The sequence below is a fragment of the Novosphingobium sp. 9 genome (genome assembly GCF_025340265.1).
Taxonomy (GTDB): Bacteria; Pseudomonadota; Alphaproteobacteria; order Sphingomonadales; family Sphingomonadaceae; genus Novosphingobium.
The window spans coordinates 2,616,698-2,641,754 of sequence record NZ_CP022707.1 but is presented as its reverse complement, the minus strand read 5'-3'; the positions used below and the strand labels follow the sequence as shown (position 1 = coordinate 2,641,754).

The following is a 25,057-nucleotide window of genomic DNA, read 5'->3' as shown; positions in this document are numbered from 1 at the left end:
GCCGGTCAGCGCGAAAGTGGCTATCGTCGCCCAGATCCGTCTCAACGCCTGCTCCCCGATAGCGGACGCATCCGGCCTGTCCGGCGTGGTCGGTATCGTGAGTTGCAGGCTAAGCTGCATTTCGTCGGGGAGAAAGTCGCAAACCCCCGATGCAGCGCGATAAGAGGGGTGTTATCCACCGCGCGCAATGGCCAAGCTCTATTTCTACTATGCCAGCATGAACGCGGGCAAATCCTCGACCCTGTTGCAGGCGGACTTCAACTACCGCGAGCGCGGGATGGAGACCATGCTGTGGACCGCCGGGCTCGACGACCGGGCAGGGCACGGGCGCATCGCCAGCCGCATCGGGCTTGAGAGCGCGGCCAATGCCTTCCAGCCCGAGACGGACCTGTGGGCCGAAGTCACCGCCGCGGTGCGCCAGCGCCCGATCGCCTGCCTTATGGTGGACGAAGCGCAGTTCCTCACCGAAGCGCAGGTCTGGCAATGTGCCCGGATCGCCGATGCCGCTGACATTCCGGTGCTGTGCTATGGCCTGCGCACCGATTTCCGGGGGCAGCTGTTTCCCGGTGCGGCGGTCCTGCTGGGGATTGCGGATGCGCTCGTCGAGCTGAAGGCGGTCTGTCACTGCGGGCGCAAGGCGACGATGAACATGCGCGTCGATGCGGCGGGCCATGCCGTGCGCGAGGGCGCGCAGACCGAGATCGGCGGCAACGAACGCTACGTCGCGCTGTGCCGCCGCCATTTCGTGGAGGAAATGGCGGGCTGAGCGCCAAAGCCACCGGTCTTGCCGGAGCGGTCGCCCGCGCCTAGATGGACGCCATGACCGACACCTGGCTGCAGGCCGCAGCGCTCATCCTTCCGCTTATCCTCGCCATCGTCTTTCACGAGGTGGCCCACGGCTGGACCGCGCTGGCGCTTGGCGATCCGACCGCAAAGGAGATGCGCCGCCTCAGCCTCAATCCGTTTCGCCATGTCGATCCCTTCGGCACGGTGATCCTGCCGGGGATGCTCGCGCTGACCGGCGCGCCGGTGTTCGGCTGGGCCAAGCCGGTGCCGGTGGACAAGTGGCGGCTGCGCAATCCGCGCCTCGGCATGATGGTGGTGGCCGCCGCCGGACCGCTGACCAACGTGATGCTGGCCTTAGTCGGCACGATCCTGCTGGGGCTGACGATACGGTTCGCCGCGGGCGCGCAGGGCGGTCTGGCGCTGACGTTCTGGGTGATGAACCTGTTCAATTTCATCCGCCTGAATATCTTTCTTGCGCTGTTCAACCTGTTGCCGATCCCGCCGTTCGATGGCTCGCACATCGTCGAGGGCGTGCTGCCCGCCTCGCTGGCGAGGCCCTATCGCCGGTTGCGGCGCTACAGCCTGCCGCTCTTGCTGATCCTGCTGGTGGCGCTGCCGATGGCCTTCCCGCATCTGGGGATCGTCGACCGGGTGGTGGCACCGCCGGTGCTGTGGTCACAAGGCGTGCTCTTTGGTCTTGCTCACGACATCGCGGGCGCCTGATTAATTTAATCCGGGTGAATTGACTCCAATAACCCGGATTAATATAGGGCCTCTCTGGAGGTTCATCATGTCTGTCACCGTATTCTACAAGGACGAGGTCATCGCGCGCGGCGATCCGCGTTCGTTCGTCGATTCCGTGCGCAAGCTCGAACTGGCGCGCAGCAGCGATCTGCTGGCGTTCGATGACGAGAGTGGGCGGCAGGTCGATCTCGATTTCGATCCGGCGCCGGTCACGCGGCCGCGCGGTCGCCCGGCGCTGGGTGTCGAGGCGCGCGAGGTCACGCTGCTGCCGCGCCATTGGGAGTGGCTGGCGGCGCAGCCCGGCGGCGCCTCGGTGACGCTGCGCAAGCTGGTCGAGGCGGCACGGCGCGAAGGCCGCTCGCCCGCCGAGTGCCGAGATGCGGCCTGCCGCTTCCTGACGGTGATGGCGGGAGACCGCCCCGGCTACGAGGAAGCGGTGCGCGCGCTCTATGCAGGCGATCGCGAGAATTTCGACGCGCTTTCGATGCTGTGGCCGCGCGCGGTGGCGGATCACGCCCGCTTGCTGGCATGGCCCGCAGACGGGGGCGCTGCGTGATGCCGCACGGCTGGATCATTCTCGACAAGCCGCTCGAACTGGGCTCGACACAGGGTGTAGCGGCGGTGAAGCGCAACTTGCGCAGCGGCGGCTTCGGCAAGGTCAAGGTCGGCCATGGCGGCACGCTCGATCCGCTGGCGACCGGGGTGCTGCCGATTGCGCTGGGTGAGGCGACCAAGCTGACCGGGCGCATGCTCGATTCGGACAAGGTCTATCACTTCACCGTACGCTTCGGCACCGAGACCGCGACGCTCGATCTTGAGGGCGAGGTGGTGGCGACCAGCGATGTGCGGCCCACCCGCGCCGAGGTCGAGGCGGTGCTGGCGCAGTTCACCGGCCCGATTTCGCAGGTACCGCCGGTCTATTCCGCGCTCAAGATCGACGGCGAGCGCGCCTACGATCTTGCCCGCGCGGGTGTCGAGGTGGAGATGAAGTCGCGCGAGGTGACGATCCACGCGCTGGAATTACTCGATTTCGATGCCGAAAACGACGCGACCCTGCTGGCGGAAGTGTCCAAGGGCACCTATATCCGCAGTCTGGCCCGCGACATCGCGCGGGCGGTCGGCAGCGTCGGTCAAGTGACGATGCTGCGCCGTGTGAAGGCGGGGCCGTTCGACCTGTCACAGGCGATTTCGCTGGACAAACTCAACGAAATCGGCCAAGGCGCGCCCCTTGAACAGGTACTCTTGCCGCTGGAGGCGGGGCTGGACGACATCCCGGCCATCGACCTCGATCCGGAGCAGGCAAGGGCGGTCCGACAGGGCCGCGTTCTGACCGGAATGGCTTGCGAAGATGGGTTGCACTGGGCGCGTGTGGGGCATGTCCCCCTTGCTCTGGTGGAGCTTACGGGCGGAGACGCCCGCGTCGTTCGCGGTTTCAATCTCACGGATGTCGCGGAGTAGTATTATGTCGGTTACCGCCGAGAAGAAGTCGGAAATCATCACGGACAACGCACGCGTCGCTGGCGACACGGGCAGCCCGGAAGTTCAGGTCGCGATCCTCACCGAGCGTATCGTCAACCTGACCGAGCACTTCAAGTCGCACCACAAGGATAACCACTCGCGTCGCGGTCTGCTGGCTATGGTCAACAAGCGCCGCTCGCTGCTTGACTACCTCAAGAAGAAGGACGTGGCGCGCTACAACGCCCTCATCCAGAAGCTGGGTCTGCGCAAGTAAACCTGAGCGGAGGCGGCCCCTAGCGGGCCGCTTCTTGCATGTGGGCCCCGCGTAATCCGCCAGCGGATCGCGCCGGGCCTGAAAAGTTTATCAAGGGTATCCCCGCAATCCGGCGGGGGACCGGGAGGCCACAAGGCTTCCGACCGGACCGGGACGGTATCCCCGGCAAGCGATCCCCGCGGGCAATAGGGCCTGTGGGAAAAGGAAATTCTCATGTTCGACGTCAAGACCGTATCGATGGAGTGGGGCGGCAAGACGCTCACTCTCGAAACCGGCCGCATCGCCCGCCAGGCGGACGGTGCCGTCCTCGCCACTTATGGCGAAACCGTTGTGCTTTGCGCCGTTACGGCCGCCAAGTCGGTGAAGGAAGGCCAGGACTTCTTCCCGCTGACCGTGCACTACCAGGAAAAGTTCTCCTCGGCAGGCCGCATCCCCGGCGGCTTCTTCAAGCGCGAGCGCGGTGCGACCGAAAAGGAAACGCTGACCAGCCGCCTGATCGACCGTCCGGTCCGTCCGCTGTTCCCCGAAGGTTTCTACAACGAGATCAACGTCATCGCTCAGGTGCTGAGCTTTGACGGCGAGACCGAGGCCGACATCGTTGCGATGATCGCCGCTTCGGCTGCGCTGACCATCTCGGGCGTGCCTTTCATGGGCCCGATCGGTGCCGCGCGCGTCGGCTTCGTCGATGGCGAATACACGCTGAACCCGAAGCAGTCGGCAGCTCTGGAAAACGGCCGTCTCGACCTCGTCGTCGCCGCTACCGGCGATGCCGTGATGATGGTCGAATCGGAAGCCAAGGAGCTGACCGAGGAAGAGATGCTGGGCGCCGTCGTGTTCGCGCATGATGAGTGCAAGAAGGTCGTGAACCTCATCATCGACCTCGCCGAGCAGGCCGCCAAGGACCCCTGGGAAATCGACCTGTCGGACAACACCGCCGACATCAAGGCGAAGCTCAAGAAGGCCGTCGGCAAGGACGTTGCCGCTGCCTACAAGCTGACCGACAAGTCGGCCCGCTCGGCCGCGCTGAACGTTGCGCGCGCCAAGGCCAAGGAAGCCTTCGGCGACGAGACGCCGCAGACGCAGATGGTCGCCATCAAGACCATGAAGAAGCTGGAAGCGGAAATCGTTCGCACCGCCATCCTCAAGGACGGCAAGCGCATCGACGGCCGCACGCTGGAGCAGGTCCGCCCGATCGAATCGATGGTCGGCTTCCTGCCGCGCACCCACGGTTCGGCGCTGTTCACCCGCGGTGAAACGCAGGCGATCTGCACCACCACGCTCGGTACCAAGGACGCCGAGCAGATGATCGACGGCCTCGAAGGCCTGTCGTACTCGTCGTTCATGCTGCACTACAACTTCCCGCCCTACTCGGTCGGCGAAGTGGGCCGCTTCGGTGCGCCGGGCCGCCGCGAAGTCGGCCACGGCAAGCTGGCATGGCGCGCGCTGCACCCGGTGCTGCCTTCGAAGGAAGACTTCCCCTACACGATCCGCGTTCTCTCGGACATCACCGAGTCGAACGGTTCCTCGTCGATGGCCACCGTCTGCGGTGGTTCGCTCTCGATGATGGACGCCGGCGTGCCGCTGGCCCGTCCGGTTTCGGGCATCGCCATGGGCCTGATCCTGGAAGGCAAGGACTTCGCGGTCCTGTCGGACATCCTGGGCGACGAGGATCACCTCGGCGACATGGACTTCAAGGTCGCAGGCACCGAGGCCGGCATCACCACGATGCAGATGGACATCAAGATCGCGGGCATCACGCGCGAGATCATGGGTAAGGCGCTGGAGCAGGCCAAGGCCGGTCGCGCGCACATCCTGGGTGAGATGACCAAGGCTCTGGGCGCCTCGCGCACCGAGTTGTCGGCTCATGCCCCGCGCATCGAGACGATCCAGATCGACAAGTCGAAGATCCGCGAAGTCATCGGCACCGGCGGCAAGGTGATCCGCGAGATCGTCGCCGAAACCGGCGCCAAGGTCGACATCGATGACGAAGGCGTGATCAAGATCTCGTCCTCGGACACCACGCAGATCGAGGCCGCCAAGAAGTGGATTCTCGGCATCGTCGAGGAAGCGGAAGTCGGCAAGATCTACAACGGCAAGGTCGTCAACATCGTCGACTTCGGTGCCTTCGTGAACTTCATGGGCGGCAAGGACGGCCTCGTCCACGTCTCCGAAATGAAGAACGAGCGCGTCGAGAAGCCGACCGACGTCGTGTCGGAAGGTCAGGAAGTGAAGGTCAAGGTCCTCGAGATCGACCCGCGCGGCAAGGTACGCCTGTCGATGCGCGTCGTCGATCAGGAGACCGGTGCCGAGCTGGAGGACACCCGTCCGCCCAAGGCGCCTCGCGAGCCGCGCGGTGAAGGCCGTGGCGACCGCAACGACCGTGGTGGCGATCGCGGCGGTGATCGCCGTCGTCCCCGTGGCGACCGCAACGACCGTGGCCCGCGTCGCGACCGCGAAGGCGGCGACCCGAGCCACATGCCGGCGTTCCTCAAGGAAGACTGATCCCATGGCTGGGCTGGTTTCTACACGAGGCCAGCCCGGTTGGTTCGGTTGAAGCCATGAAAAAAGGCCCGCGAGGATCGTCCTCGCGGGCCTTTTTCTGTGCCGCTTCCGGCGCCTTCCGCAGCGGAAAGGCCCGGAAAAACCGGTATCAGCCGATCAACGGCACTTCACGTTGCCGCGATCGATCGAGCGACCGATCAGCGCGCCGCCGACGCCGCCTGCCAGCGTGCCGAGCGTGTCGCCGCCAACGAGGTTGCCGAGTGCCGCACCGCCCAGCGCGCCAACCACAAGGCCGGTCGTGCCGTCCGAGCGGCGGCAGTAGGCGCGACCATCACGGCCGCGATAGATGCGGTCGTTGCGGCCCAGACGGCGCTCCTTGTAGTTACCCTTGCGGTAGCTGTCCGAAGGATTCCAGTTCTTGTCATCACCGCGCCACTGGCGATCATTGTGGCTGCCGTGGTCGCGGTCGTGACCGCCCTGGTTCCAGGCCTGCGCATAGACCGGCGATGCGACCAGTGCCGCACCTGCCAGAATGCTGCCGATAAGTCCGAGAGTCTTCATGAACTTCCCCTTCCATTGATGTCGCGCATAATTGCGACTTACGTTCACCAATGAACAAAGCGCTAAGAGGTTCCCGCGAGCGAGACAAGACGAGCCTCAGCCGCGAGATCGTGTGGTCGTCAGGGCGTGCCGGTGGCGGGATGATCTGCGAGGGCAAGCCGATGAGCAGCCGGGGCCATTAACCTTGTCTTAGGGCGCAGGTGCAGGGGCGGGTGCAGGTGTGCGGCGGGCCGAGATGATCTTCACCTCGTTCTCCAGCATCTGGCCCTTCATCACGCCTTCGCCCTTCGTGGCCGAGCGCTGGCCGTTCCAGATCGTGCGCGCCACGTCCATGCCGGAGACGACATGGCCGAAGGCGGCGAAGCCGGCGCCCGGCTCCTTGCCGTCGTTGCCCGGCGCGGCATCGAGCGAGGGCATGTCCGACATCAGGATCAGGAAGTCCGAGGTGGCCGTGCCCGGTGCAAAGCGTGCCATCGAGACGGTGCCTTCCTTGTTCAGGAGGCCGGTCTTGCTGGTCGGTTCGTGGGCAACCGGCGGCAGCAGTTTGGAAGCATCGCGGATACCGCCCTGGAGCAGGCCTTCGTTCGGCGCCGTGTCGAAATGCATCGCGCGGTAGAACAGCGCGCCGTCCATCCGCTTGCTGTCGACATACTTGAGGAAGTTCGCGGTGGTCAGCGGTGCGTGCGTCCGGTCGAGCGCCAGCACGATCTTGCCAAGGCTGGTGGTCAGCGTGACGTAGGCATAGCTGATCGGCTCGGCAGCGGGAGCAGGTGCGGGCGTTGCCGTCGGGGCAGGGGCGGGGTGGCATCCTGCGCGAGGGCTGGGGTGGTGAGCGCCAGCACACTCGCGACAAGGGGGCTCGCGACAAGAGCGAGGGCGGGAAGGCGGCTGAACAGGTGATGCGACATGGCGGCCATCCTAGGCACGCCGCATCGATTGTCGAGCCCGCAGGCAGTGAACTTCGGTACGCCCACAAAAACGGCGCCCGCACCGAAGTGCGAGCGCCGCTTGATGTCTGTTGTGTGGATCAGCCGATCAGCGCACGCGCGGACCGCCGAACGGCAGCGGCGGCGGGGGGCGGCGCGAACCGCGCGGCAGCTGTGCCTGATAGGCGCGGCCGCAGTGCTCGACGCAATAGGGGAAACCGGGGTTCACCTTGTCGCCGCAGAAGTGGAAGTCCGGCTCGCCGGGATGGCCCATCGGCCAGCGGCAGATACGGTCGCTGAGGTCGAGCAGGCTGGTCTTGTCGGCAATCTCGGCGCTCGGCTTGGCGGGCACCAGACGGCGCGGTGGCGCGGGCGGGATCGGCTGCTGCTGGTCGCCTGGGCCCTGACGCAGGAAGCCGCCGGGGCCGACTGAGACGATGCGCGGCTGCGGCGCAGGGGTCGGAGCGCCATCCGCCGAAGCGGCAGGCGCGGGCTCTGCGGCGCGGGGTGCGGGGCTCGGCGCCGGGCGGGGCGCGACGGGGGCTGCAGGCGCGGGCTGCGGCGCTGCCGCCACGGGGCGCGGAGCGGGCTCCGGCGCCTCTGCGGGCTTGGCCTTCTTCGGCGCGGCGGGCGCGCTGGAGGCAGGCTTTGCCGGCTTCTCGTTCGCCTTGACCGGGGAGGGGCGCGCCTTGAGGCCGAGGCGATGCGCCTTGCCGATCACCGCGTTGCGGCTCACGCCGCCCAGCTCGTCAGCAATCTGGCTGGCGGTCGAGCCGCCTTCCCACATCTTCGTCAGCTTCTCGATTCGCTCGTCGGTCCAGCTCATCTGAATGTCGTTTCCGTTCCTGCACAGGGATGGCCGCGTGGTGCCGCCCCTTCGAATTCCTGTTATCCCCGGTAGCCGCAGGCGCGGCCCGGAGCCAATTTTTAGCGCGCCCGCTCACCTATGGGCGCTTGCCTAAGGGACCGGTAGCCGATAGTCGCCCCATCATGGCCGAGCAAACAAATTCGACCGAGCTGCCGACCCCTTCCGGGATCGTCCAGCCCCGTCACTTTCCCGCGAAGGGCGAACCCCAGCTTCACCAGGTGAACTGGGAAGGGCTCAAGACCCTCTATATGAAGGAGGTGCGCCGGTTCTTCAAGGTGCAGACCCAGACGATCTGGGCGCCTGCGATCACCACGCTGCTGTTTCTGGTGATATTCACCGTCGCGCTGGGCCGTGGCGGGCGTGAAGTGCTGGGTGTGAACTTCGCAACCTTCATCGCGCCGGGCCTGATCGTGATGGGCATGATGAACAATGCCTTCGCCAATGCCAGCTTCTCGTTCCTGGCGGGGAAGATCCAAGGCACCATCATCGATTACCTGATGCCGCCGCTTACCGAGGGCGAGCTGATGCTGGCGATGGTCGGCGCGGCGATGACCCGTGCGATCCTCGTCGGGCTGGCGCTGGCGGTGGCCATGGCGCTGTGGCCGGGTGTCGATCTTTCGGTCCATCACCCCTGGGCGGTGCTGTGGTTCGGGCTGAACGGCGCGGCGTTGCTGGCGCTGCTGGGGCTGCTGTCGTCGATCTGGGCCGACAAGTTCGACCATAACGCGGCCGTCACCAACTTCATCATCCAGCCGCTCTCGCTGCTGTCGGGCACATTCTATGTCATCGACAATCTGGCCCCCACATTCCAGGCGATCAGCCGGGCGAACCCGTTCTTCTACGTGATTTCGGGCTTCCGCTTCGGCTTCCTGGGCGTCAGCGACATCGGCGATACCAATATGGCGGTGCTGCACGGAGCGATCGGCATCGGCGTGGCCAATGCGGTGCTCGCCTTCGTGACCTATCGCGTGCTGCGCTCGGGCTGGAAGCTCAAGGGCTGAGGTCGTCGCGAAGGCGGGATAACAAAAAAGCCGCTCGGTGATCCGGGCGGCTTTTTTCTTTGCTGCGCGCTGTTGAGGCTCAGTGCGCCATGCCGGGGCGCAATGGATAGCGCCCGTCGATGAACTCGCCGAAGATTTCCGGCAGCGAAGGGTGCTCCACCGGGCCGCCCTCGGCATCGGCGATGAGGTTCTGCTGGCTGACATAGGCGACATAGGACGCCTCGTCGCTTTCGGCGAGAAGGTGGTAGTACGGCTGCTCACGCTGCGGGCGCAGTTCGAGCGGGATGGATTCGTACCACTCGTCGGTATTGGCGAAGACCGGGTCGATGTCGAAGACGACGCCGCGGAAGGCCTGGTTGCGGTGGCGAACCACATCGCCGATCGCAAAGCGCGCACGATTGGTGAGCGGCGCATCGATGATGCGTCCGGCCTGGGGGGAGAAGAAGGACGCCCTGTTCATGCCTGTGAATATAGGGGTAGGGGGCAGTCCCGACAAGCAAACGCAAATTTTCTCCCCATTTTTTGAAACTTGGGGCTTGGCAAGGTCGAACAGGTGGGCTAACGGCGCGCTTCCAGTCGACCGGGCGAACCTATTTCGCCAGTTTCACTTCTGCGGAGAGGTGGCAGAGTGGTCGAATGCGCTGCACTCGAAATGCAGTGTACGGGCAACCGTACCGTGGGTTCGAATCCCACCCTCTCCGCCACTTACCTGACCAGCACTGTTCGTGATCGCCCGAAAAAAGGCAGATTTCCTTGGGTTTTCGCTTAATGATGCCCGGAAGCGTTCGGCGCTGAGCGGGGGCAACCACGACCTGTTGTTAGGGTCGGTATTAGGGTCGCCCCCCGATGCGCGCCGGGTCTACTTGAGCGGTCAGTCAGCGGTGGACTTCTGACCGGTCAGGTAATTGGACCATCGCTCCATCAGCTTGCGGCGCTTGTCGAGGGCATCGCCCCGACGGTAGGCACGCTCCACTTCACTGCCGACTTCATGTGCTAGCGCCATCTCGGCAATTTCGCGCGGTTCGTTGGTGCATTCACCGACCCAGTCGCGGAACGACGAGCGGAAGCCATGAACCGTCACGTCGTCAACCTCCATCCTGCGCAGCAGCATCAACATAGCCATGTTGGAGAGCGGCTTGCTGTTGGACTGCCCAGGGAACAGGAAGGTCCGGTGACCGACAAGGCTCCGGAGCAGTTCCATGGCCTGCGGAGTCAAAGGTATGTGCAGGCGGACCGCGCGAGATGAACAGGTCGGCCAGAGCCACCAGAACATCCTCGTGCTTGAGCTGACGCGCAACGATGAGCGCCAGGCATTCCCTGCTGGCCTCGTCGATGAGCGTGAGGATACGGAACTTGCGGCCATCATGCGTCCGCCCCTCGACGAAATCGTAGGCCCAGACATGTCCCGGATACTCAGGCAGCAGGCGGATGCATGATCCGTCGCCCTGCCATAGACGTCCGCGCTTTGGCTGGCGCTGCGGCACCTTGAGCCCTTCGCGCCGCCATATCCGCTCGACCCGCTTATGGTTTACCGTCCATCCCGCATGGCACAGCAACGCTGTCACCCGGCGGTCACCGTAACGACCATATTGCTTCGCCAAGGCGATGATGTCCTCTGTCAACGCCTGCTCGTCATCTGCCCCACGCGGCACCTTGCGCTGCGTAGATTGATGCTGCCCCAGTACCCGGCATATCCGTCGCTCGGATACCGCAAGCTCTCGTCGCACATGATCAATGCAGCGCCGCCGCCGCGCAGGGCTCAGAAGTTTAGCTGCGCTGGCCTTCGGCTCCCTTGGCTGCCTCCTGCAGGATCAGCTTGTCCAGCGTCAGGTCCGAGATCGCCCGGCGCAGCCGCTGGTTTTCCTTCTCCAGATCCTTCATCCGCCGTGCCTGGTCGGTCTTCAGCCCGCCATATTCCTTGCGCCAGCGATAATAGGTCTGCTCGCTGACACCGATCCGACGGCATGCCTCGGCTGTCGAGCCCTCTGCGCCAACACAATCTCAACTTCACGCAGCTTGCCGATGATCTCTTCCGGCTTGTGTTTCTTGAATGGCATCTGTCGTCCCTTTCGTGGTCCAGACTATCATAGTCTATGGGCCACCCAGCGGGGGGCAGATCAATGATGTATGATGCCCATACCTGTTGTTGCGGCCTCGATCGGCAGGGCGCAGGCAGACATGGCCGAGTAGGTCTGGCGAGCCATGGAGCACTGGCATCCAGGCATAGTCGGCCCCCACCGTTAACTTCGGTGCGCGCGACTGGGGGCTTCAGTATCGCAGCGTATGGAATTTGCGTTTGGGGAAGACGGCGGCAGTCCTGCCGAGCCGCCTTCCCTTACGCGGTCTGTTAGCCGTTGAGCTTGTCCTTGACCGCCTTGGCAGGCGCGAAGGTCAGCTTCTTGGAGGCGGCGATCTGGATGGTCTCGCCGGTCGAAGGATTGCGGCCTTCGCGCGCCGGGGAATCCTTGACCTTGAACTTTCCGAAGCCGTTCAGCGAAATTTCGTCACCGCCTGCGGCGGCATCGGCGATCGCTGCGAAAACGGTATCGACCGCCTTCTTGGCGTCAGCCTTGGTCATGCCGGTTTCGGTAGCCAGCTTGTCTGCGAGGTCTGCATTGTTCATCTGAAGTGATCTCCTGCTGTTTTGGTGCTTTGTGGGTGAGAGCTATCGCGGGTTGTTCCAGCCAGCAACGTACCCGCGATTATGTCTGTGCATAGCTTTGACTAAAATTGCCTTATGGCGTGGGGTGAGCACAGTGAATGGTTTCTTTTGGGGAAAGCATGCGGTCATCGATCCTAAAATGCCGTTCATAGGCCTGCGACTCGCTCCAAGACGCGGGCATTCCAGAGCCAAGCCGCTGCAATACCAACGCACCGGATAACGACCTGTCTCCCTTCTTAAAGGCCAAAGGCCGTGCGTAGATACCGCCCTCCCAGCTTCCTTCAGCCAGCCTCGGCCGCGAAGTACGCGCTTACCAGCAACACGAGCCGGCGATCCAGATGGTCCTCAAAGCCGGGAGGGGCATAGCCTTCAAGCACGGCCCGGACGCAGCCGACGATGGAGCTCAATGTTACGGCGGCCGTGATCACCGGATCAGCGAAGCGGGCATCCCGTGCGCTTGCCAGCATCTCGGAAATGGTGGCGACCATGCGGTTGTTCCCGCGTATGACGAGTTCGGCACCGCCTCGCTCGCCAGCAATCGCATAGAGCGCCTTTGATGCATCGGGATCGCTCAGCTTGACCCTGAGGAACGCGGAGACGAGGGCGACCGCCATATCGGATAGCCTTGCCCCCTTCAGATCCGCGCAAGTCTGCTCGATCGCATCGGCGAGCTTGCCCAGGTGTGCCTACAGCACGGCGGCAAGCAGGGCATCCCGATTAGGGTAATACTGGCATAGCCTCCCCACCGACGTGCCCGCGCGCTTGGCGATGCGGGTGGTTGTGCAATCGATCAGGCCCTCGCGAGTCAAAACCTTCCAGCTCGGTGATCGCACTGTGAAGCGCATCGGCTATGGTGCCATGCAGCTTGCCTGTCCGGGTGTATTCGGCGCGCCGAAGGATCGCGATGCGGCGATCGCCGTGCTGCGAGAGGCCATCGAAGCAGGCGTCAACCACATCGACACCAGCGATTTCTACGGTCCTCACGTCACCAATCAGATCATCCGCGAGGCGCTCCATCCATACAAGGACGACCTCGCGATTGTCACCAAGATCGGCGCCCGACGCGACAACAAGGGCGACTGGCTGCCGGCGCCCTAGAAGGCGGAACTGACGCAGGCTGTACACGACAATCTGCGCAATCTAGGCCTTGATGTCCTTGATGTCGTGAATTTGCGCGCGATGCACACTGTCGTCGGTGCCGGTGAAGGTTCGATCGCTGTATCGCTCGAAGCGGTTGCGGAACTCCAGCAGCAGGGTCTGATCAGGCATATCGGCATCAGCAACGTGACTGCGGCCCAGGTTGCCGAAGCGCGCGGCATTGTGAAGTTCGTCTGCGTCCAGAACCTCTATAACGTCGTGACCCGTTCCCGCTAGATCCGGCCCCGGCTGCGACCGGCGCTTTTGAACGCGCAGCGTGACGGGAGGGCATGTTCATGCATTATGCTCTGACCCTGGCATCGCCTGCGCCCTGGCCTGCCGTTTCGGTTCGTGCCTCTAGCGTTGAGGCCTGCCCGTCTGCCGATGGGCGCTGGCAGCGTCTGGCGTCCCGGCTTGCTTCCTTGCGCGAGCACGGGCGGCGCGCCGTCAGGATCGTCGATGTGAACTGTGGCGACGGCTCGCTGCTGATACAGGGGGCAAGGTCGCTCTGGCATTCCGCGTCGATAGCAGCCGCCATCGCCAGTTGCCGGAACTGATCAGGTCGCGTCGGCGTCAGCGGCCGATGAGGCGTCGTCGATAGCGCTGGATCAGCGCTGGATCGAACACCGTATCTGTTTCTCGGGACGTGAAATCCATGAGCCATTTCCATTACGCCTCGGGCATCCTCCTGACGCGCGTGCTCTGGGTGAAGCCGGGGCCGGATCATCCATTCGTCATCGTCGATGCCGCGATGAACGACTTCTTACGCCCGGCGCTCTATGATGCCTGGCACGAGTTCGCTGCCGTTCAGCCATGCGGCGCGCACATGCTGGCCGATATCGTCGGGCCGGTATACGAGACGGGCGATACTTTCGCGCGGGGCAGACGCATTGATCGTGTTGCGCCCGCAGATCTCTGCGTGGTGCATACGGTCGGCGCTTATGGCGCGACGATGGCCTCCAGCTATAATCGCCGGGCCTTGCCGGCAGAAGTTCTGGTCGATGGAGATCACTTCGCCGTCATTGCGGACCGGCTGAACATGGCCTCCCTGGCGCGGCAACACTTTGCGTCCTGGCAGATGGACAGCGAAGTGGCGCTCGCCGTCGTCGATGCCTGACCCGGCGTGCAGCCGAAAGGGCGAGGGGGCTGTTCAAAGTCCTCTTTCAAGAAGTCCCCCGCGACCTTTGACTTTACAGGCTATGCGTCACGCGCGGTTGTCGGCCCACATTCGATCACCGATGACATCATCATACGGTATCTCGATCAGTATCCCGCGAGGATGCTTCAGCCCCGGCTCATGAAGCTGACTGCGTCAGCCGGTCGGATGCCCCGCTTCCGGTTCGGTGGAGCGTTTTGGTTCTGGTGGCGTCGAGTTTGCCGGGCACGACAGCAACGATTACGATCGCCAGAAGCATCGGTGCTGCCAAAGCCAGACAATAGGTAGCGCGATCCCACCCCGCAGCCATCAGCAAGCCAGCGACATAGGGCCCCGCCACGGCACCGATCCGCCCGCCGCCAAGGCCGATACCGGTTCCGGTGGCGCGTGTTGCGGGAGCGAAGACTTGCGGCAGGATCGTATAGAGGCAGGTGATCGCAGTGTTGAGGAAAAACCCGGCGGCAAAGGCAGCCGCGATCAATGCACCGGCCTCAGCCGGCACAAGGCCGAATGCGGTGAGGGCCAGCCCCATGCCGGCAAATGTAACGATTGACAGGCGGCGCAGGCCGAAGCGATTTGCGAGCAGGCCGAACAACAGGCAACCGATCGCGCCCGCCAGATTCATCATCGTGGCGGCATAGATGCCGATAGAATCGCTGAAGCCCAGTTGCGAGAGGATCTTGGGTGTCCAGCTGATTGTGAAATAGACCGTCGCCATCACGCTGATGTTCAGCAGCAGCACCAGAGCCGTTGCGCCCAGCATAGGTCCGCGCAACAGGTCCAGCGGACGGGCTTGTCCGGCCTGTGCGGCTTCGGGCATGGGGATCGTATCGAGTGGCGCGCGGTTCATGCGCGCCCGCACGCGGTTGATCCGGGCCAGCGCATTCACCGGACGGCGCACGCTCAGGAACTGGACGGATTCGGGCAGAAGCCAGAGCACCAGCGGGACCATGACGGCGGCCAGTATGGCACCCAGCACATAGACTGAGTGCCAGCCGAACGCTGCGATCAGCGGCACCGCAGCGAGGCCGCCCAATGTCGCGCCAATGGGATAGCCCAGCGCCATGCAGGCAATCGCCAGCGAGCGGCGCTTGGCGGTGGCATATTCGGCAACCACGGTGTTGATGCTGGCGAGCACACCGCCGATGCCGAGGCCGGTGATGAAACGCATCGCCGCGAGTTCGCCCAGCGAGCCGCAAAGGGCCGAGAACGCCATGCCCACGGTCAGCAATGTCAGGCACAGCAGGATCGCCGGGCGTCGCCCCTTGCGGTCTCCCAGCGGAGAGATCGTGAAGGCACCCACGCCCATTCCTGCAAGGCCCGCGCTGAACAGGCCGCCGATCTGTGCCGGGCCAAGCCCCCAGTCGCGCGAGATCGCAGGGGCGGTGAAGGCGACGGCCAGCACGTCGAACCCGTCAAGCGCGTTGATCGCCACACACAGGCCCACGGCGGCGATCTGGAAGGCGGTCATCCGCTCTTCCGGCGCCGTGATATTATCGCGAAAAGATGTGGCAGGCGTATCGCCCATCACCAGACTGGCCATTGTCACTCTCCCGGTTTTGTCGTGTTATCGGCACACACGATAGATCGGGAGCGGGCGCGGACAGCTATCGCATTGTCGCGCGGCGCTATGTCGCAGGCGTTATAACGAGCGTTGCAGGGCTGAAAGTCATGCCTCTGGGGATGCGGTGAGGCTCTCGCCCATGGCCATGCTGCTTTCCTGCGTCATGGCATGTTCGCGAAACAGCATTTCCGCCCGCAGCACGTCGCCTGAGCGCAGGGCGTTGAGAATTGCGTGGTGCTGGAACTGTGCGTGCCTCAGCAGCGCAAGGATTTCGGTTTCATCGTGATCCTCGAAAGCGATCACGTTGGGCGATGTGAACGGCACCACGTTGCAGCGGGCAATAAGGTCGCTCAGCAGGGAATTGTCAGCGCCTTCTATGACGGCGGCATGAAAGCGGTCGTTGAGCTGGCCGTACCGTTCCTCCAGCGTATCGGATAGTTGCCCGGTCGCCAGCAGCACGTCCACTTCGGCGACCAGCGGGGCAAGCGTGTCGGCCACAGCGCTGCCGCGCCCGGCCAGGATCACGCTGCGTGCCGCAAAGCCCTCCAGCATGGCGCGAAGATGAAGGGCTTCCATGCTTTCGGCCCGAGTGAAGGCGCGCACGGCATAACCGCGCCCGCCTGCCGGGACGAGCAGCCCCTCCAGCGCCAGTGCGGGCAGGGCCTGCCGGATCGGTGTGCGGGACATGTCGAGGCGCGCGGCGAGATCGACCTCCAGCAGCCGCTCTCCCGGCTTCAACGTGCCGCGCAGGATCATCTCGCGCAACCGGGTGAGTGCCGAGGGCTTCGAACCGGGGGCCGTGTTCTCAAGTTGGGTCGCCATGCCCGGACCCTACAACAGTCCTGTATCCCCGGCCAAGAGGTGAACGCCGGCAATGTATCCAAAAAAGGCATATCGATGCCCCGCAGGATCGCTATTGACCTATATTGTATCCAATGAGAGGATGCAGGCACAGAATCGCGGGGTGTAAACCCGGCAATGGATACAAAATAGGCTGTCAGGACCGGCCGGGAGAGATCATGCAAGGACACCTGATCGACGTCGTGGTGCGCCGCGTCCGCCAGTTGACGCCGCGCGTTCGCGAGTATCTGCTCGCCTCGGTGGATGGTTCCGCCCTGCCGCGCGGGGCGCCGGGCGCGCATGTGGAGTTGCACACCGCTTCGCCCAGCACCGGCCCGGTCGTTCGCCATTACTCGCTGATCGGCGGTGAAGGGCTGGCCGACGATCCGGCGGACACGTATCGCATCGCCGTCCAGCGTGAGGATCGCCAGCGCGGCTCGGCGCATATCCATGCGACGTTCGAGGAAGGCACGCGGCTGAAAGTCTCGCGCCCCAAGAACAACTTCCCGCTCGACCGGCGCGATCATCGCAGTCTGTTGATTGCGGGCGGCATCGGGGTGACGCCGATCTACGCGATGCTGCGCAGTCTGGTGCGTCGGCAACGGCCGTTCGAACTGGTCTACGCCGGACGAACGTACGACCAGCTGGCCTATGCGGACGAGATCGCGGCGCTTGCAGGCGCGCAGGGGCGGCTGCATTTCAGCGGCGATCCGGCGGTCGATCACCTCGATATTCCCGCCCTGCTGGCGGCACAATCGGATGATACCACGGTCTACGTCTGCGGCCCCGCCGCGATGATCGAGGCGACGCACGCGGCCGCAGAGGCGCTGGGTTGGGGGGCTTCGCGTGTACGCTCCGAAATGTTCACCGCAGGCCCCGCACCGGACGACGCCCCGTTCGAGGTCGAACTGCGCCGGACGGGCCGCACCGTCAGCGTCGGGCGCGATGTCAGCATTCTCGATGCATTGGCGGCAGAGGGCATCGACATGCTCTCCGATTGCCGACGCGGAGAATGTGGCTTGTGTCCGCTGCCGGTGATCGGGGGCGGCGACAGAATCGACCACCGCGACCGCTACCTGTCGGACGAGGAGCGCGCCGCCTGTGACACGCTGTGCATCTGCGTCTCGCGCGCCCGCGGCACGCTGGTGCTCGATGCCTGATCCCTTTTTCTCTTTCGCCCCCTTTCGGGAGACATGCCATGAACCAGATCACTGCCGCTTCGACCATCGCCGCTTCGCCGCTGGAGATGGAGCGCTTTGCCGACCAGAATACGCCGATCGTACGCGATTGCTGGTACGTCGCCGGCTTTTCCGACGAGATCAGCCGCGATATTCTTGCCCGCCGTATCCTGGGCATCGACGTGGCGCTCTATCGCACACTGGCGGGGGAGCCGGTGGCGGTGCGCAATCGCTGCCCGCACCGCTCTTTCCCGCTGGCCAAGGGGCGGCTGGATGGCGACGTGCTGGTCTGCGGCTATCACGGCATGCAGTTCGATCCTTCGGGGCGCTGCGTCGATATGCCCTCGATGCCGATCGTGCCGACGAACGCCAATGTCCGCGCATTTCCGACGGCGGAGCGCGGCCCGCTGGTGTGGATCTGGATGGGCGATCCCGACCATGCCGACGAAGCGCTCATCCCTGATACCTCGTGGCTCGACAGCCCCGAATGGAAAAGCGTGCGCGGGCAGTATCACATCGCCTCGGACTATGTGGCGATGCATGAGAACCTGCTGGACCAGACGCACTTTCCGTTCCTGCATCCGGGCACCGTGGGAACACCCGAGTTCGCCCGTTCCAAGCTGGACGTGCGGCGTGAGGGCGATGTGATCGTGATCTATCGCTCGCTCAAGAACGCACCGCCTCCGGGCATCTACGGCGTGCCGATGAAGCTGATGGACCGCAAGGTCGATCGCTTTTCCGAGGCGCGCTTCGTCTCGCCCGCGCTGCACACCGCCTATGCCAGCGTGACCGACAACACCGATGTCGAGGCGGGGCCGCGCAAGTACCGCTTCAACATCACCCATCTGATCACGCCAGAGACGCAGAACTCGATCCACTACTGGTGGTTCAATTCGCGCGACAGCCGGCTGGACGACGAGGAGGCAGACACCTTCCTGCGCACCGCGTCCGAGCAGGCCTATCTGGAGGACGTCGAGGCGCTGGAGTGGATTTCCGAGACCGTGAACCGCGATGTCGAACCGCAGTTCGACCTCAGCTTCGCGCCTGACAAGCCCGGCCTGCTGATGCGCCGCGTGCTTTTCGAGCAGGCCGAGGCGGAAACCGCGCGCGGCTACTGAACCTGATACGATCGAACAAGAGACAGGATACGACATGGCACGGATCATCGGCGGCATCGGCACTTCGCATGTGCCCACCATCGGCGTCGCCTACGACAAGGGGCGGCAGGCCGACCCGGTCTGGGCGCCGCTGTTCGACGGCTACAAGCCGGTCGCGCAGTGGCTGGCGGAAAAGCAGCCCGACGTGCTGCTGTTCTTCTACAACGACCATGCGACCACGCTGTTCTTCGACCTCTACCCCACGTTCGCGCTGGGGGTGGGCGAGCGTTTCCCCATTGCCGACGAAGGCGCGGGACTGCGTGGTTTGCCGGACATTCGCGGTAATGTCGATTTTCAGGCGCACATCGGCGAGGCGCTGGTGAACGAGGAGTTCGACCTCGCTTTCTTTCAGAACAAGCCGATCGATCACGGCATAGCCTCGCCGCTGCCGCTGCTGTGGCCGCACGAGCCGGACTGGCCGGGCACGGTCGTGCCTATCGCCATCAACGTGCTGCAGTATCCGCTGCCGACCGCGCGGCGCTGCTATCGTCTGGGGCAGGCGGTGCGCCGCGCGGTGGAGAGCTATCCCGAAGACCTGAAGGTCGTGGTGGTCGGCACTGGCGGGCTTTCGCACCAGATCCACGGCGAGCGCACCGGTTTCAACAATACCGAATGGGATCACCGCTTCCTCGAACTGCTGCGCGACGATCCCGCGTTGCTGACCGAGATGACCCACGCCGATTACGTGCGGCTGGGCGGGGCGGAAAGCGTCGAACAGATCATGTGGTTGGCGATGCGCGGAGCGCTGCCCGATGCGATCGCAGAGCAGCATCGCAACTATTACCTGATGACCACCACCGCGATGACGGTCGTCACGTATGAGGAACGCGTGACCGAAGGTGCGGGCGAAAGCCTTGCGCCGGACGCCGAGCAGGAGGTCGCCTGAGCCATGTTTACCCAGAACCCCCAGACCATCGGCATGCCCGAGGGTACTTATGTGTTCGACTTGCGCACCTGCAACCGCCGGATCGCTTTCAACCGCTTCTTCTGGAACATGATCCGCCCCGAAGCGCGGCAGGCGTTCTGGGATGACGAGGAAGCGGCAATGACCGTTGCCGGGCTGGACGAGGAGGAGAAAGCGCTGGTGCGCGCGCGCGACTGGCTGGGTATCGTCCAGAGCGGCGTCAATTTCTTCGTTCTGGAGAAGTGGGCCCGCGTCGTGAAGAAAACCAACCTCGAAGTCTACGCGATCATGCGCGGCGAGAGCTTCGAGGATTTCATGCAGACCCGCGCGGTGCCGCACGCACGCTGATCCTTCCGGATATAAGACAACGCCTTGGGAGAGGTTATCATGACACAGGACAAGACGCCCCCGTTCCCGATGAACGCCTGGTACGTGGCGGCATGGGACGCTGAAGTTGGCCGCACGCTGCTCTCGCGTACGATCTGCAACAAGCGCATGGTGCTCTATCGCAAGCAGGACGGCACCCCGCCGCGCTGGAGGATGCCTGCTGGCATCGTCTGGTGCCCCTTTCGATCGGCACGCTGGAGGGGGACGAGGTGCGCTGCGGCTATCACGGGCTGGTGTTCGGTCCCAACGGACGCTGCACGCACATGCCCTCGCAGGAGACGATCAACCCGTCTGCCTGCGTGCGCGCCTATCCGGTGGTCCAGCGCCATCGCTTCGTGTGGGTCTGGCCGGGCGATCCGGCGATGGCCGACCCCGGCCTGATCCCCGAACTGCCCTGGGCGGACGATCCCGAATGGGCCGGCGATGGCAGCATGACCGAAGTAAAGGCCGACTATCGCCTTGTCATCGACAACCTGATGGACCTGACGCACGAGACGTTCGTGCATTCCTCCAGCATCGGCAACAGTGCGTTGGCAGAAGCGCCGTTCGATGCCTATCACGGTGAGCGCACCGCGCGGGTCGAACGCTGGGTGATCGAGCAGGACGCGCCACCGTTCTGGGCCGCGCAGCTGAACAAGCCGGGCAAGACCGACCGCTGGCAGATCATCAACTTTCTGGCGCCGAGCGTGATCTATCTGGAAGTGGGCGTCGCGCCCAGCGGCACCGGCGCGCCGGACGGGGACCGCTCGCAGGGTGTCGACATGCGCGTGCTCCACCTGCCCACGCCTTCAACGGACAAGACCTGCTATTACTTCTGGGCGCACCTGCGCAATTACAACGTGCGCGATCAGGGCCAGACCCGCCGCGTGCTGGAAGCGGGCGGGGGGATCATGGTGGAGGACGAGACCGTGATTGAGGCGCAGCAGCGCGCCATCGACGAGCATCCCGACCATGTCTTCTACAACCTCAACATCGATGCCGGTTCGATGTGGGCGCGCCGGGCGATCGACCGGATGATCGCGGCCGAACAGGCGCCGGTGCTGGCGGAGGCAGCGGAATGAGTGGGGAAGTGATGGAGCGCAGCCTGATCGATCTGAAGCCCGGCTGGATGCGCGCGCAGGTAGTGGCGATCCGGCAGGTCACGCCAAGCATTCGCGAGTTCACGCTTATACTGCCGCAGGCGGTGTCCGCGCAGCCGGGGAGCCATGTCCGGATTGGCGTGGATATTGCCGGACGGTCGGACGAGCGCAGCTACTCGGTGGTCGCCCACGAAGGCGCGCAGATACGCATCGCGGTGAAACGCCAGCCCGAAAGCCGGGGAGGCTCGGCCTTCATGTGGAGGCTGGAAGAGGGCGATGCACTGGCCTTGCAAGCGCCGCGCTGCGACTTCCCGCTGATGCACGGAGCGCCGCATTATCTGCTGATGGCAGGCGGTGTGGGCGTGACCCCGATGGTGGCCATGGCGCATCAGTTGGCGCTGCGCGGGGCCTCGCTGCGCATGGTCTATGCCGCGCGTGACGCGGATGAGTTCGCCTATGGCGAGGAATTGGCGGCGCTGTTGGGGGACAGGTTCGCGCGTTTCGATGCCGCTGCCGGGCACCACCTCGATCTGGCTGCCGAGATCGCGGCCTTGCCGCAAGGGTCCGAACTCTACATGTGCGGGCCGCTGGGGCTGATGGATGCTGTGCGTGCGGTCTGGGGCGAGGCAGGGCGACCGCTGGAGAAGCTGCGCTTCGAGACGTTCGGCTCCAGCGGCGCGCATGCGGCGCAAGCCTTCACCGTCAAGGTGCCGCGTCTGGGCACCGAGATCGCGGTGCGCGAGAACGAGTCCATGCTCGATGCGCTGGAAGCGGCAGGCGTCGAAGTGGTGTTCGAATGCCGCCGTGGCGAATGCGGCTTGTGCGCAGTGGACATCGTTTCCGTCGAAGGCGCGGTCGATCATCGCGATGTGTTCTTTTCTCCCGCCCAGCACCGCGAGAATGCACGGATGTGCGCCTGCGTAAGCCGGGTGGCGGGCGACAGCGTGACGATCGATCCTGCCTGGCGTGGCGATGATGCTTTCTCTTTCGCCGGAGCGGGCGCTGCCGGGGGTTCCGCTGTACCCCCCGGCGCGTTAGGCTTGCCCCCGGCCTGCGCGACCTGAATGCCGCTTACGCTCATTCACCGTCGCACGCATGTCGCAACCGATAAGGAACTGCCACCCGTCTTGTCCCACTATCTCGAACAGCGCCTGAAGATCCGGCATCTGCGCGTCATCGATGCGCTGGAGCGGCACAAGAGCGTGCTGGGTGCCTCGCGGGCGCTTCGGGTCAGCCAGCCTGCACTTTCGCGCACGTTGCAGGAAGTCGAGGAGATCGTCGGCACGGAGATCTTCGAGCGGCATTCGCGCGGGGTGCGCCCGAACGAGACCGGGGCGGTGCTGACCGCCAGTGCCCGTCGCCTGCTCTCGACGATCCGCGAGCTGGAGGCGGATCTGGGCCGTATGGCGGATGGCGAGAGGCGCTCCATTCGCGTGGGCGCTTTGCCGGTGGCGGCGCACGGGCTGCTCCCTGCCGTGCTCGCCCACGCTGAAAGCGAAGCGGCGCACCTTTCGATCGAGATCGTCGAGGGGCGCACGGACCAGTTGGTGCCCGCGCTGCTTTCGGGCGAGGTCGATGTGGTGGTGGGGCGGCTCTATCCCTCCGTGCCGGGGCAGGGAGTGGACGACAGTCTGGTGCGCCGCGTCCTTTACAACGAGCCGATCTCGCTGGTGGCGCGCGCCGACCATCCGCTGTTCGAGCGGGGCGGTGTGATCACGCTGGCCGATGTCCAGCGGTATGGCTTCGTGCTCCCGGCTGTCTCCACGCTGATGGAGCGTGATGTGCGCGAAGTGCTGGAGGCTATCGGCCTGCCGGTCGATACCGGGGTGCAGTCCAGTTCGGTGGGCTTCATGCGCGAACTGCTTCTGGCGGGCACCTTCATCAGCGCGGTTCCACGGGTGCTGATCGCCGGAGACCTGACCCGCGATACCTTGCGCATCCTGCCATTTTCCGTGCCCGACATGGTGCGCCCTGCGGGCCTTATTTATCGCAGTACGCTGAGCGCAGCTGGCAAGCTGCTGCTGGCGGAGCTGGAGCGCGAGGTTGCCCGGCTGGAGGAAAGCGACATCGTGGAACTTTGGGATGAACGCGCTGGAGAATGAGGGCGTTGGAGGATGAAGGAGCGGGGCGACGCGACGCGACGCGACGCGACGCTTGCCTTGATCTGCCCCGTCTCCTCCATTTATCGAAAACCGGCCCTCAGAACCGCACGTCGGTCCAGAACCCGAAGTAGTCCGAACTGCGCCCGCCGCCTGCCTGGAAGGCATCGCTGGCCATGAAATGCGTGTAGTACAGGTGGAAGCTCAGGTTCTTGGTGGCGAGGTAGTCGACCTGAAAGTTGAGGTCGGTGCCAACGTAGCGGTTGCCGATCGGGCGGATCAGCGGGAAGTTCGTCGGCCCGGCATAGACCGCATCGTTCTTGGTCGCGCGCCACAGGAAGTCTGGCCCGGTGACGATGGACAGCTTCTTCGTCGGCTTCAGCGTAACGCTGGGGAACACATCGAACAGGTTCGAGAAGTTGAACCAGCCGGAATCGGTATAGAGCGGCGTGCGCGGAAAGGGCGGTGCGAACGTGCCGATCTTGCCGTCGTTGGGATTGCTGTCACCGCTGAAGTAATTGATGCGCCCGCCGAAGCGCGGCGCGAGCGGGGCATTCTTCAGGCTGTAACCGCCCTCCAGCAGCATTCCCCAGGCCTCGATCTTCTCGCCCGCGAAGCTGCCGTTCTGGTACGCCCATTCGCCGTCGTAATCGAATCCGTTGGAACGGCCGGAAAGCCTCAGGCCCCAGGTCCGGCGGCTTTCGGTGCCGGTCAGCGTCGCATAGCGGGCATTCTGGCGGTACAGATCGTACCAGTAGAGGTCCACCGCCAGATCGGGAATGATCAGGCCCGGCACACTGGCTGCATAGATCCCGTTGAAATGGCGGCCTTTCTCCGGCTTGTCGTCGAAAGCGCTGCCATCATCGTAAGTGACCGGTTTCACGGCGAAAGCATCGATGCGGAACAGGCCCTTCTTCACAAAGGTTCCGCGGATACCCTGATAGATGAAGCGCACGTTCACGCCATCGCGCAGGCCCACCATCTTGCCGTTGCCGATCGGCATTTCGAACCGGCCGGGGCGCAAGGTAAGCTTGGTGGTGGCATCGAAGGGGATCGTCACGTCGACGAAGGCCTGCATGATGTCGAACTTGTCGCGGTTGGGCGGCGTATGGGTGTCCTCGAAGAATTCCCGGTTGTCACCCAGTTCCACAAAGGCGCGGAAATTGGGGCCGATATGCAGATCGCCCACCAGTCGCAGTCGCTGCTGCAGCACGGAAAGCTTGTCCTTGCCCTTGGCGCCGACATTGAGTGAGCTGTAATAGGTGTAATTCCAGCGCCCCTCTCCGCCGATCGAAAGATAGGTGCGTGGATCGTCGCCGAGCGGGATATAGCGCAAGGCTTCCAGCGGCGATGTCCGCTGGGCAAGATCGGCAAGGTTGGACCAGTCCTCGGTCCAGCGCAGGCTCTGCGGAATGCCGGCCTTGGCGGGCGTGCCGCCGGGAACCGGCTCGGGGATCGGCGGGGATACCGGCACCGGCACCGGCGGGGGCGCGCCGATCTGCACGGGCACGGGGCGCTGCGAGCGGGGCACACGAATCGGCTGGTTGCTGGTCTGCGCAACCTGGATCACCTGTGTGCGATTGGCGACTTCGGCGTCTGCTTCTGCGGTTGTTTCGGCATGGGCAGGCGCTGCCAGTATGGCGCTCCAGGAGGCAAGCGCCATCCATGCACAGGTCGCGGTCATCTGCGTTTTTGGGCCGCTGGCCATCAATCCTCTCCTCCTCACCGGGCGTCTTTGTGCGCCCAAGTCCCGTTGTCCGACGGCCTCGGGGCC

25 protein-coding genes, 1 tRNA gene and 3 pseudogenes are annotated in these 25,057 nt (G+C 64.4%); 17 read left to right on the top strand and 12 right to left on the bottom strand.

The window, feature by feature from the left end; genetic code table 11:
* Nucleotides 1–187 precede the first annotated feature (187 nt).
* From CI805_RS12940 to pnp, 6 genes are all read left to right on the top strand, one after another.
* Nucleotides 188–766 carry a thymidine kinase gene (locus CI805_RS12940; RefSeq protein WP_260924022.1) on the top strand — a complete coding sequence of 193 codons (579 nt, stop codon included), beginning with the start codon at nt 188–190 and terminating at the stop codon, nt 764–766.
* A 53-nt stretch (nt 767–819) separates the two neighbouring features.
* Nucleotides 820–1,509, top strand: coding sequence for a site-2 protease family protein (locus tag CI805_RS12935; protein ID WP_260924019.1), 690 nt, complete (start codon nt 820–822; stop codon nt 1,507–1,509).
* Between the two features lie 67 nt (nt 1,510–1,576).
* On the top strand, nt 1,577–2,086 hold the full coding sequence (locus CI805_RS12930) for a DUF2239 family protein (RefSeq protein WP_260924017.1): 510 nt from the start codon (nt 1,577–1,579) through the stop codon (nt 2,084–2,086).
* Nucleotides 2,086–2,988 carry a tRNA pseudouridine(55) synthase TruB gene (gene truB / locus CI805_RS12925; protein ID WP_260924015.1) on the top strand — a complete coding sequence of 301 codons (903 nt, stop codon included), beginning with the start codon at nt 2,086–2,088 and terminating at the stop codon, nt 2,986–2,988. The genes CI805_RS12930 and truB overlap by 1 nt, the downstream gene beginning before the upstream one ends.
* Nucleotides 2,989–2,992: 4 nt before the next feature.
* Nucleotides 2,993–3,262, top strand: a complete 270-nt coding sequence (rpsO, locus tag CI805_RS12920; RefSeq protein ID WP_260924013.1) for a 30S ribosomal protein S15 — start codon at nt 2,993–2,995, stop codon at nt 3,260–3,262.
* A gap of 213 nt (nt 3,263–3,475) precedes the next feature.
* Nucleotides 3,476–5,764, top strand: a complete 2,289-nt coding sequence (gene pnp / locus CI805_RS12915) for a polyribonucleotide nucleotidyltransferase (protein ID WP_260923999.1) — start codon at nt 3,476–3,478, stop codon at nt 5,762–5,764.
* Between the two features lie 156 nt (nt 5,765–5,920).
* Here pnp and CI805_RS12910 read toward each other — a convergent pair whose 3' ends face one another.
* From CI805_RS12910 to CI805_RS12900, 3 genes are all read right to left on the bottom strand, one after another.
* Complete coding sequence (locus tag CI805_RS12910) at nt 5,921–6,325, bottom strand: glycine zipper 2TM domain-containing protein (protein ID WP_260923997.1); 405 nt, start codon at nt 6,323–6,325, stop codon at nt 5,921–5,923.
* Between the two features lie 189 nt (nt 6,326–6,514).
* Entirely contained in the window at nt 6,515–7,030 is a 516-nt protein-coding gene (locus CI805_RS12905) for a peptidylprolyl isomerase (protein WP_260923995.1), read from the bottom strand.
* A gap of 330 nt (nt 7,031–7,360) precedes the next feature.
* Nucleotides 7,361–8,077 carry a GcrA family cell cycle regulator gene (locus tag CI805_RS12900; RefSeq protein ID WP_260923985.1) on the bottom strand — a complete coding sequence of 239 codons (717 nt, stop codon included), beginning with the start codon at nt 8,075–8,077 and terminating at the stop codon, nt 7,361–7,363.
* Between the two features lie 164 nt (nt 8,078–8,241).
* Here CI805_RS12900 and CI805_RS12895 point away from each other — a divergent pair, with 164 nt between their 5' ends.
* Nucleotides 8,242–9,120, top strand: coding sequence for an ABC transporter permease (locus CI805_RS12895; RefSeq protein WP_260923983.1), 879 nt, complete (start codon nt 8,242–8,244; stop codon nt 9,118–9,120).
* A gap of 79 nt (nt 9,121–9,199) precedes the next feature.
* Here the strand turns inward: CI805_RS12895 and hspQ are convergent, their stop codons facing one another.
* Nucleotides 9,200–9,580 (bottom strand): heat shock protein HspQ, encoded by a 381-nt coding sequence (gene hspQ, locus CI805_RS12890; RefSeq protein WP_260923980.1) that lies wholly within the window; start codon nt 9,578–9,580, stop codon nt 9,200–9,202.
* Nucleotides 9,581–9,734: 154 nt separating this feature from the next.
* Between hspQ and CI805_RS12885 the strand changes: the two genes are divergently transcribed.
* Nucleotides 9,735–9,824: transfer RNA gene (locus CI805_RS12885), tRNA-Ser, on the top strand.
* A 167-nt stretch (nt 9,825–9,991) separates the two neighbouring features.
* Here CI805_RS12885 and CI805_RS12880 read toward each other — a convergent pair.
* The 5 genes and pseudogenes from CI805_RS12880 to CI805_RS21130 all read right to left on the bottom strand — a co-directional run bounded on the left by CI805_RS12880 (nt 9,992) and on the right by CI805_RS21130 (nt 12,627).
* On the bottom strand, nt 9,992–10,201 hold the full coding sequence (locus tag CI805_RS12880; RefSeq protein ID WP_260923978.1) for a hypothetical protein: 210 nt from the start codon (nt 10,199–10,201) through the stop codon (nt 9,992–9,994).
* A gap of 139 nt (nt 10,202–10,340) precedes the next feature.
* A pseudogene (locus CI805_RS12875) lies at nt 10,341–11,177 on the bottom strand (IS3 family transposase); the annotation flags it as partial.
* 290 nt (nt 11,178–11,467) lie between these two features.
* A complete protein-coding gene (locus tag CI805_RS12870) occupies nt 11,468–11,743 on the bottom strand; it encodes an HU family DNA-binding protein (RefSeq protein WP_260923977.1) in 276 nt (91 codons plus the stop codon).
* Between the two features lie 320 nt (nt 11,744–12,063).
* On the bottom strand, nt 12,064–12,396 hold the full coding sequence (locus CI805_RS12865) for a hypothetical protein (protein ID WP_260923975.1): 333 nt from the start codon (nt 12,394–12,396) through the stop codon (nt 12,064–12,066).
* A 72-nt stretch (nt 12,397–12,468) separates the two neighbouring features.
* The gene (locus CI805_RS21130; RefSeq protein ID WP_409934899.1) at nt 12,469–12,627 is read right to left on the bottom strand and encodes a TetR family transcriptional regulator; all 159 of its coding nucleotides are present in this window, start codon (nt 12,625–12,627) and stop codon (nt 12,469–12,471) included.
* On the opposite strand from CI805_RS21130, the pseudogene CI805_RS12860 reads away from it, so the two are divergent.
* Nucleotides 12,551–13,156, top strand: a pseudogene (locus tag CI805_RS12860) (oxidoreductase). The gene CI805_RS21130 and the pseudogene CI805_RS12860 overlap by 77 nt on opposite strands.
* A gap of 439 nt (nt 13,157–13,595) precedes the next feature.
* Nucleotides 13,596–14,036, top strand: a pseudogene (locus tag CI805_RS12855) (diaminopimelate decarboxylase); the annotation flags it as partial.
* Nucleotides 14,037–14,214: 178 nt separating this feature from the next.
* Here the strand turns inward: CI805_RS12855 and CI805_RS12850 are convergent.
* Together CI805_RS12850 and CI805_RS12845 are read right to left on the bottom strand one after the other, a co-directional pair.
* Entirely contained in the window at nt 14,215–15,618 is a 1,404-nt protein-coding gene (locus tag CI805_RS12850; RefSeq protein ID WP_260923973.1) for an MFS transporter, read from the bottom strand.
* A 126-nt stretch (nt 15,619–15,744) separates the two neighbouring features.
* The gene (locus CI805_RS12845; protein WP_260923971.1) at nt 15,745–16,461 is read right to left on the bottom strand and encodes a GntR family transcriptional regulator; all 717 of its coding nucleotides are present in this window, start codon (nt 16,459–16,461) and stop codon (nt 15,745–15,747) included.
* Between the two features lie 197 nt (nt 16,462–16,658).
* Between CI805_RS12845 and CI805_RS12840 the strand changes: the two genes are divergently transcribed.
* The 7 genes from CI805_RS12840 (at nt 16,659) to CI805_RS12810 (ending at nt 23,286) form a co-directional block, all read left to right on the top strand.
* The gene (locus CI805_RS12840; protein WP_260923969.1) at nt 16,659–17,639 is read left to right on the top strand and encodes a PDR/VanB family oxidoreductase; all 981 of its coding nucleotides are present in this window, start codon (nt 16,659–16,661) and stop codon (nt 17,637–17,639) included.
* A gap of 38 nt (nt 17,640–17,677) precedes the next feature.
* Nucleotides 17,678–18,775: an aromatic ring-hydroxylating dioxygenase subunit alpha gene (locus tag CI805_RS12835; RefSeq protein WP_260923968.1), complete on the top strand. Its 1,098-nt coding sequence runs from the start codon at nt 17,678–17,680 to the stop codon at nt 18,773–18,775.
* A 34-nt stretch (nt 18,776–18,809) separates the two neighbouring features.
* Entirely contained in the window at nt 18,810–19,700 is an 891-nt protein-coding gene (locus tag CI805_RS12830) for a gallate dioxygenase (RefSeq protein WP_260923965.1), read from the top strand.
* Between the two features lie 3 nt (nt 19,701–19,703).
* Nucleotides 19,704–20,066, top strand: a complete 363-nt coding sequence (locus CI805_RS12825; protein WP_260923962.1) for a hypothetical protein — start codon at nt 19,704–19,706, stop codon at nt 20,064–20,066.
* 212 nt (nt 20,067–20,278) lie between these two features.
* On the top strand, nt 20,279–21,166 hold the full coding sequence (locus CI805_RS12820; RefSeq protein WP_260923959.1) for an aromatic ring-hydroxylating dioxygenase subunit alpha: 888 nt from the start codon (nt 20,279–20,281) through the stop codon (nt 21,164–21,166).
* Nucleotides 21,163–22,248: a PDR/VanB family oxidoreductase gene (locus CI805_RS12815; protein WP_260923958.1), complete on the top strand. Its 1,086-nt coding sequence runs from the start codon at nt 21,163–21,165 to the stop codon at nt 22,246–22,248. Before CI805_RS12820 ends, CI805_RS12815 begins: the two co-directional genes overlap by 4 nt.
* Before the next feature lie 63 nt (nt 22,249–22,311).
* Nucleotides 22,312–23,286 carry a LysR family transcriptional regulator gene (locus CI805_RS12810; protein ID WP_260923956.1) on the top strand — a complete coding sequence of 325 codons (975 nt, stop codon included), beginning with the start codon at nt 22,312–22,314 and terminating at the stop codon, nt 23,284–23,286.
* A gap of 97 nt (nt 23,287–23,383) precedes the next feature.
* On the opposite strand, the gene CI805_RS12805 is transcribed toward CI805_RS12810, so the two are convergent.
* Complete coding sequence (locus CI805_RS12805) at nt 23,384–24,991, bottom strand: alginate export family protein (RefSeq protein ID WP_260923952.1); 1,608 nt, start codon at nt 24,989–24,991, stop codon at nt 23,384–23,386.
* Nucleotides 24,992–25,057 lie beyond the last annotated feature (66 nt).

Coding starts and splice junctions, on each gene's coding strand:
- rpsO (WP_260924013.1), top strand. CDS start 2,993: ATGTCGGTTACCGCCGAGAAGAAGTCGGAAATCATCACGGACAACGCA.
- CI805_RS12835 (WP_260923968.1), top strand. CDS start 17,678: ATGAACCAGATCACTGCCGCTTCGACCATCGCCGCTTCGCCGCTGGAG.
- pnp (WP_260923999.1), top strand. CDS start 3,476: ATGTTCGACGTCAAGACCGTATCGATGGAGTGGGGCGGCAAGACGCTC.
- CI805_RS12840 (WP_260923969.1), top strand. CDS start 16,659: ATGCAAGGACACCTGATCGACGTCGTGGTGCGCCGCGTCCGCCAGTTG.
- CI805_RS12865 (WP_260923975.1), bottom strand. CDS start 12,396: ATGGCGGTCGCCCTCGTCTCCGCGTTCCTCAGGGTCAAGCTGAGCGAT.
- CI805_RS12940 (WP_260924022.1), top strand. CDS start 188: ATGGCCAAGCTCTATTTCTACTATGCCAGCATGAACGCGGGCAAATCC.
- CI805_RS12815 (WP_260923958.1), top strand. CDS start 21,163: ATGAGTGGGGAAGTGATGGAGCGCAGCCTGATCGATCTGAAGCCCGGC.
- CI805_RS12870 (WP_260923977.1), bottom strand. CDS start 11,743: ATGAACAATGCAGACCTCGCAGACAAGCTGGCTACCGAAACCGGCATG.
- CI805_RS12845 (WP_260923971.1), bottom strand. CDS start 16,461: ATGGCGACCCAACTTGAGAACACGGCCCCCGGTTCGAAGCCCTCGGCA.
- CI805_RS12930 (WP_260924017.1), top strand. CDS start 1,577: ATGTCTGTCACCGTATTCTACAAGGACGAGGTCATCGCGCGCGGCGAT.
- CI805_RS12825 (WP_260923962.1), top strand. CDS start 19,704: ATGTTTACCCAGAACCCCCAGACCATCGGCATGCCCGAGGGTACTTAT.
- CI805_RS12850 (WP_260923973.1), bottom strand. CDS start 15,618: ATGGCCAGTCTGGTGATGGGCGATACGCCTGCCACATCTTTTCGCGAT.
- CI805_RS12830 (WP_260923965.1), top strand. CDS start 18,810: ATGGCACGGATCATCGGCGGCATCGGCACTTCGCATGTGCCCACCATC.
- CI805_RS12900 (WP_260923985.1), bottom strand. CDS start 8,077: ATGAGCTGGACCGACGAGCGAATCGAGAAGCTGACGAAGATGTGGGAA.
- CI805_RS12895 (WP_260923983.1), top strand. CDS start 8,242: ATGGCCGAGCAAACAAATTCGACCGAGCTGCCGACCCCTTCCGGGATC.
- hspQ (WP_260923980.1), bottom strand. CDS start 9,580: ATGAACAGGGCGTCCTTCTTCTCCCCCCAGGCCGGACGCATCATCGAT.
- CI805_RS12910 (WP_260923997.1), bottom strand. CDS start 6,325: ATGAAGACTCTCGGACTTATCGGCAGCATTCTGGCAGGTGCGGCACTG.
- truB (WP_260924015.1), top strand. CDS start 2,086: ATGCCGCACGGCTGGATCATTCTCGACAAGCCGCTCGAACTGGGCTCG.
- CI805_RS21130 (WP_409934899.1), bottom strand. CDS start 12,627: ATGCGCTTCACAGTGCGATCACCGAGCTGGAAGGTTTTGACTCGCGAG.
- CI805_RS12935 (WP_260924019.1), top strand. CDS start 820: ATGACCGACACCTGGCTGCAGGCCGCAGCGCTCATCCTTCCGCTTATC.
- CI805_RS12805 (WP_260923952.1), bottom strand. CDS start 24,991: ATGGCCAGCGGCCCAAAAACGCAGATGACCGCGACCTGTGCATGGATG.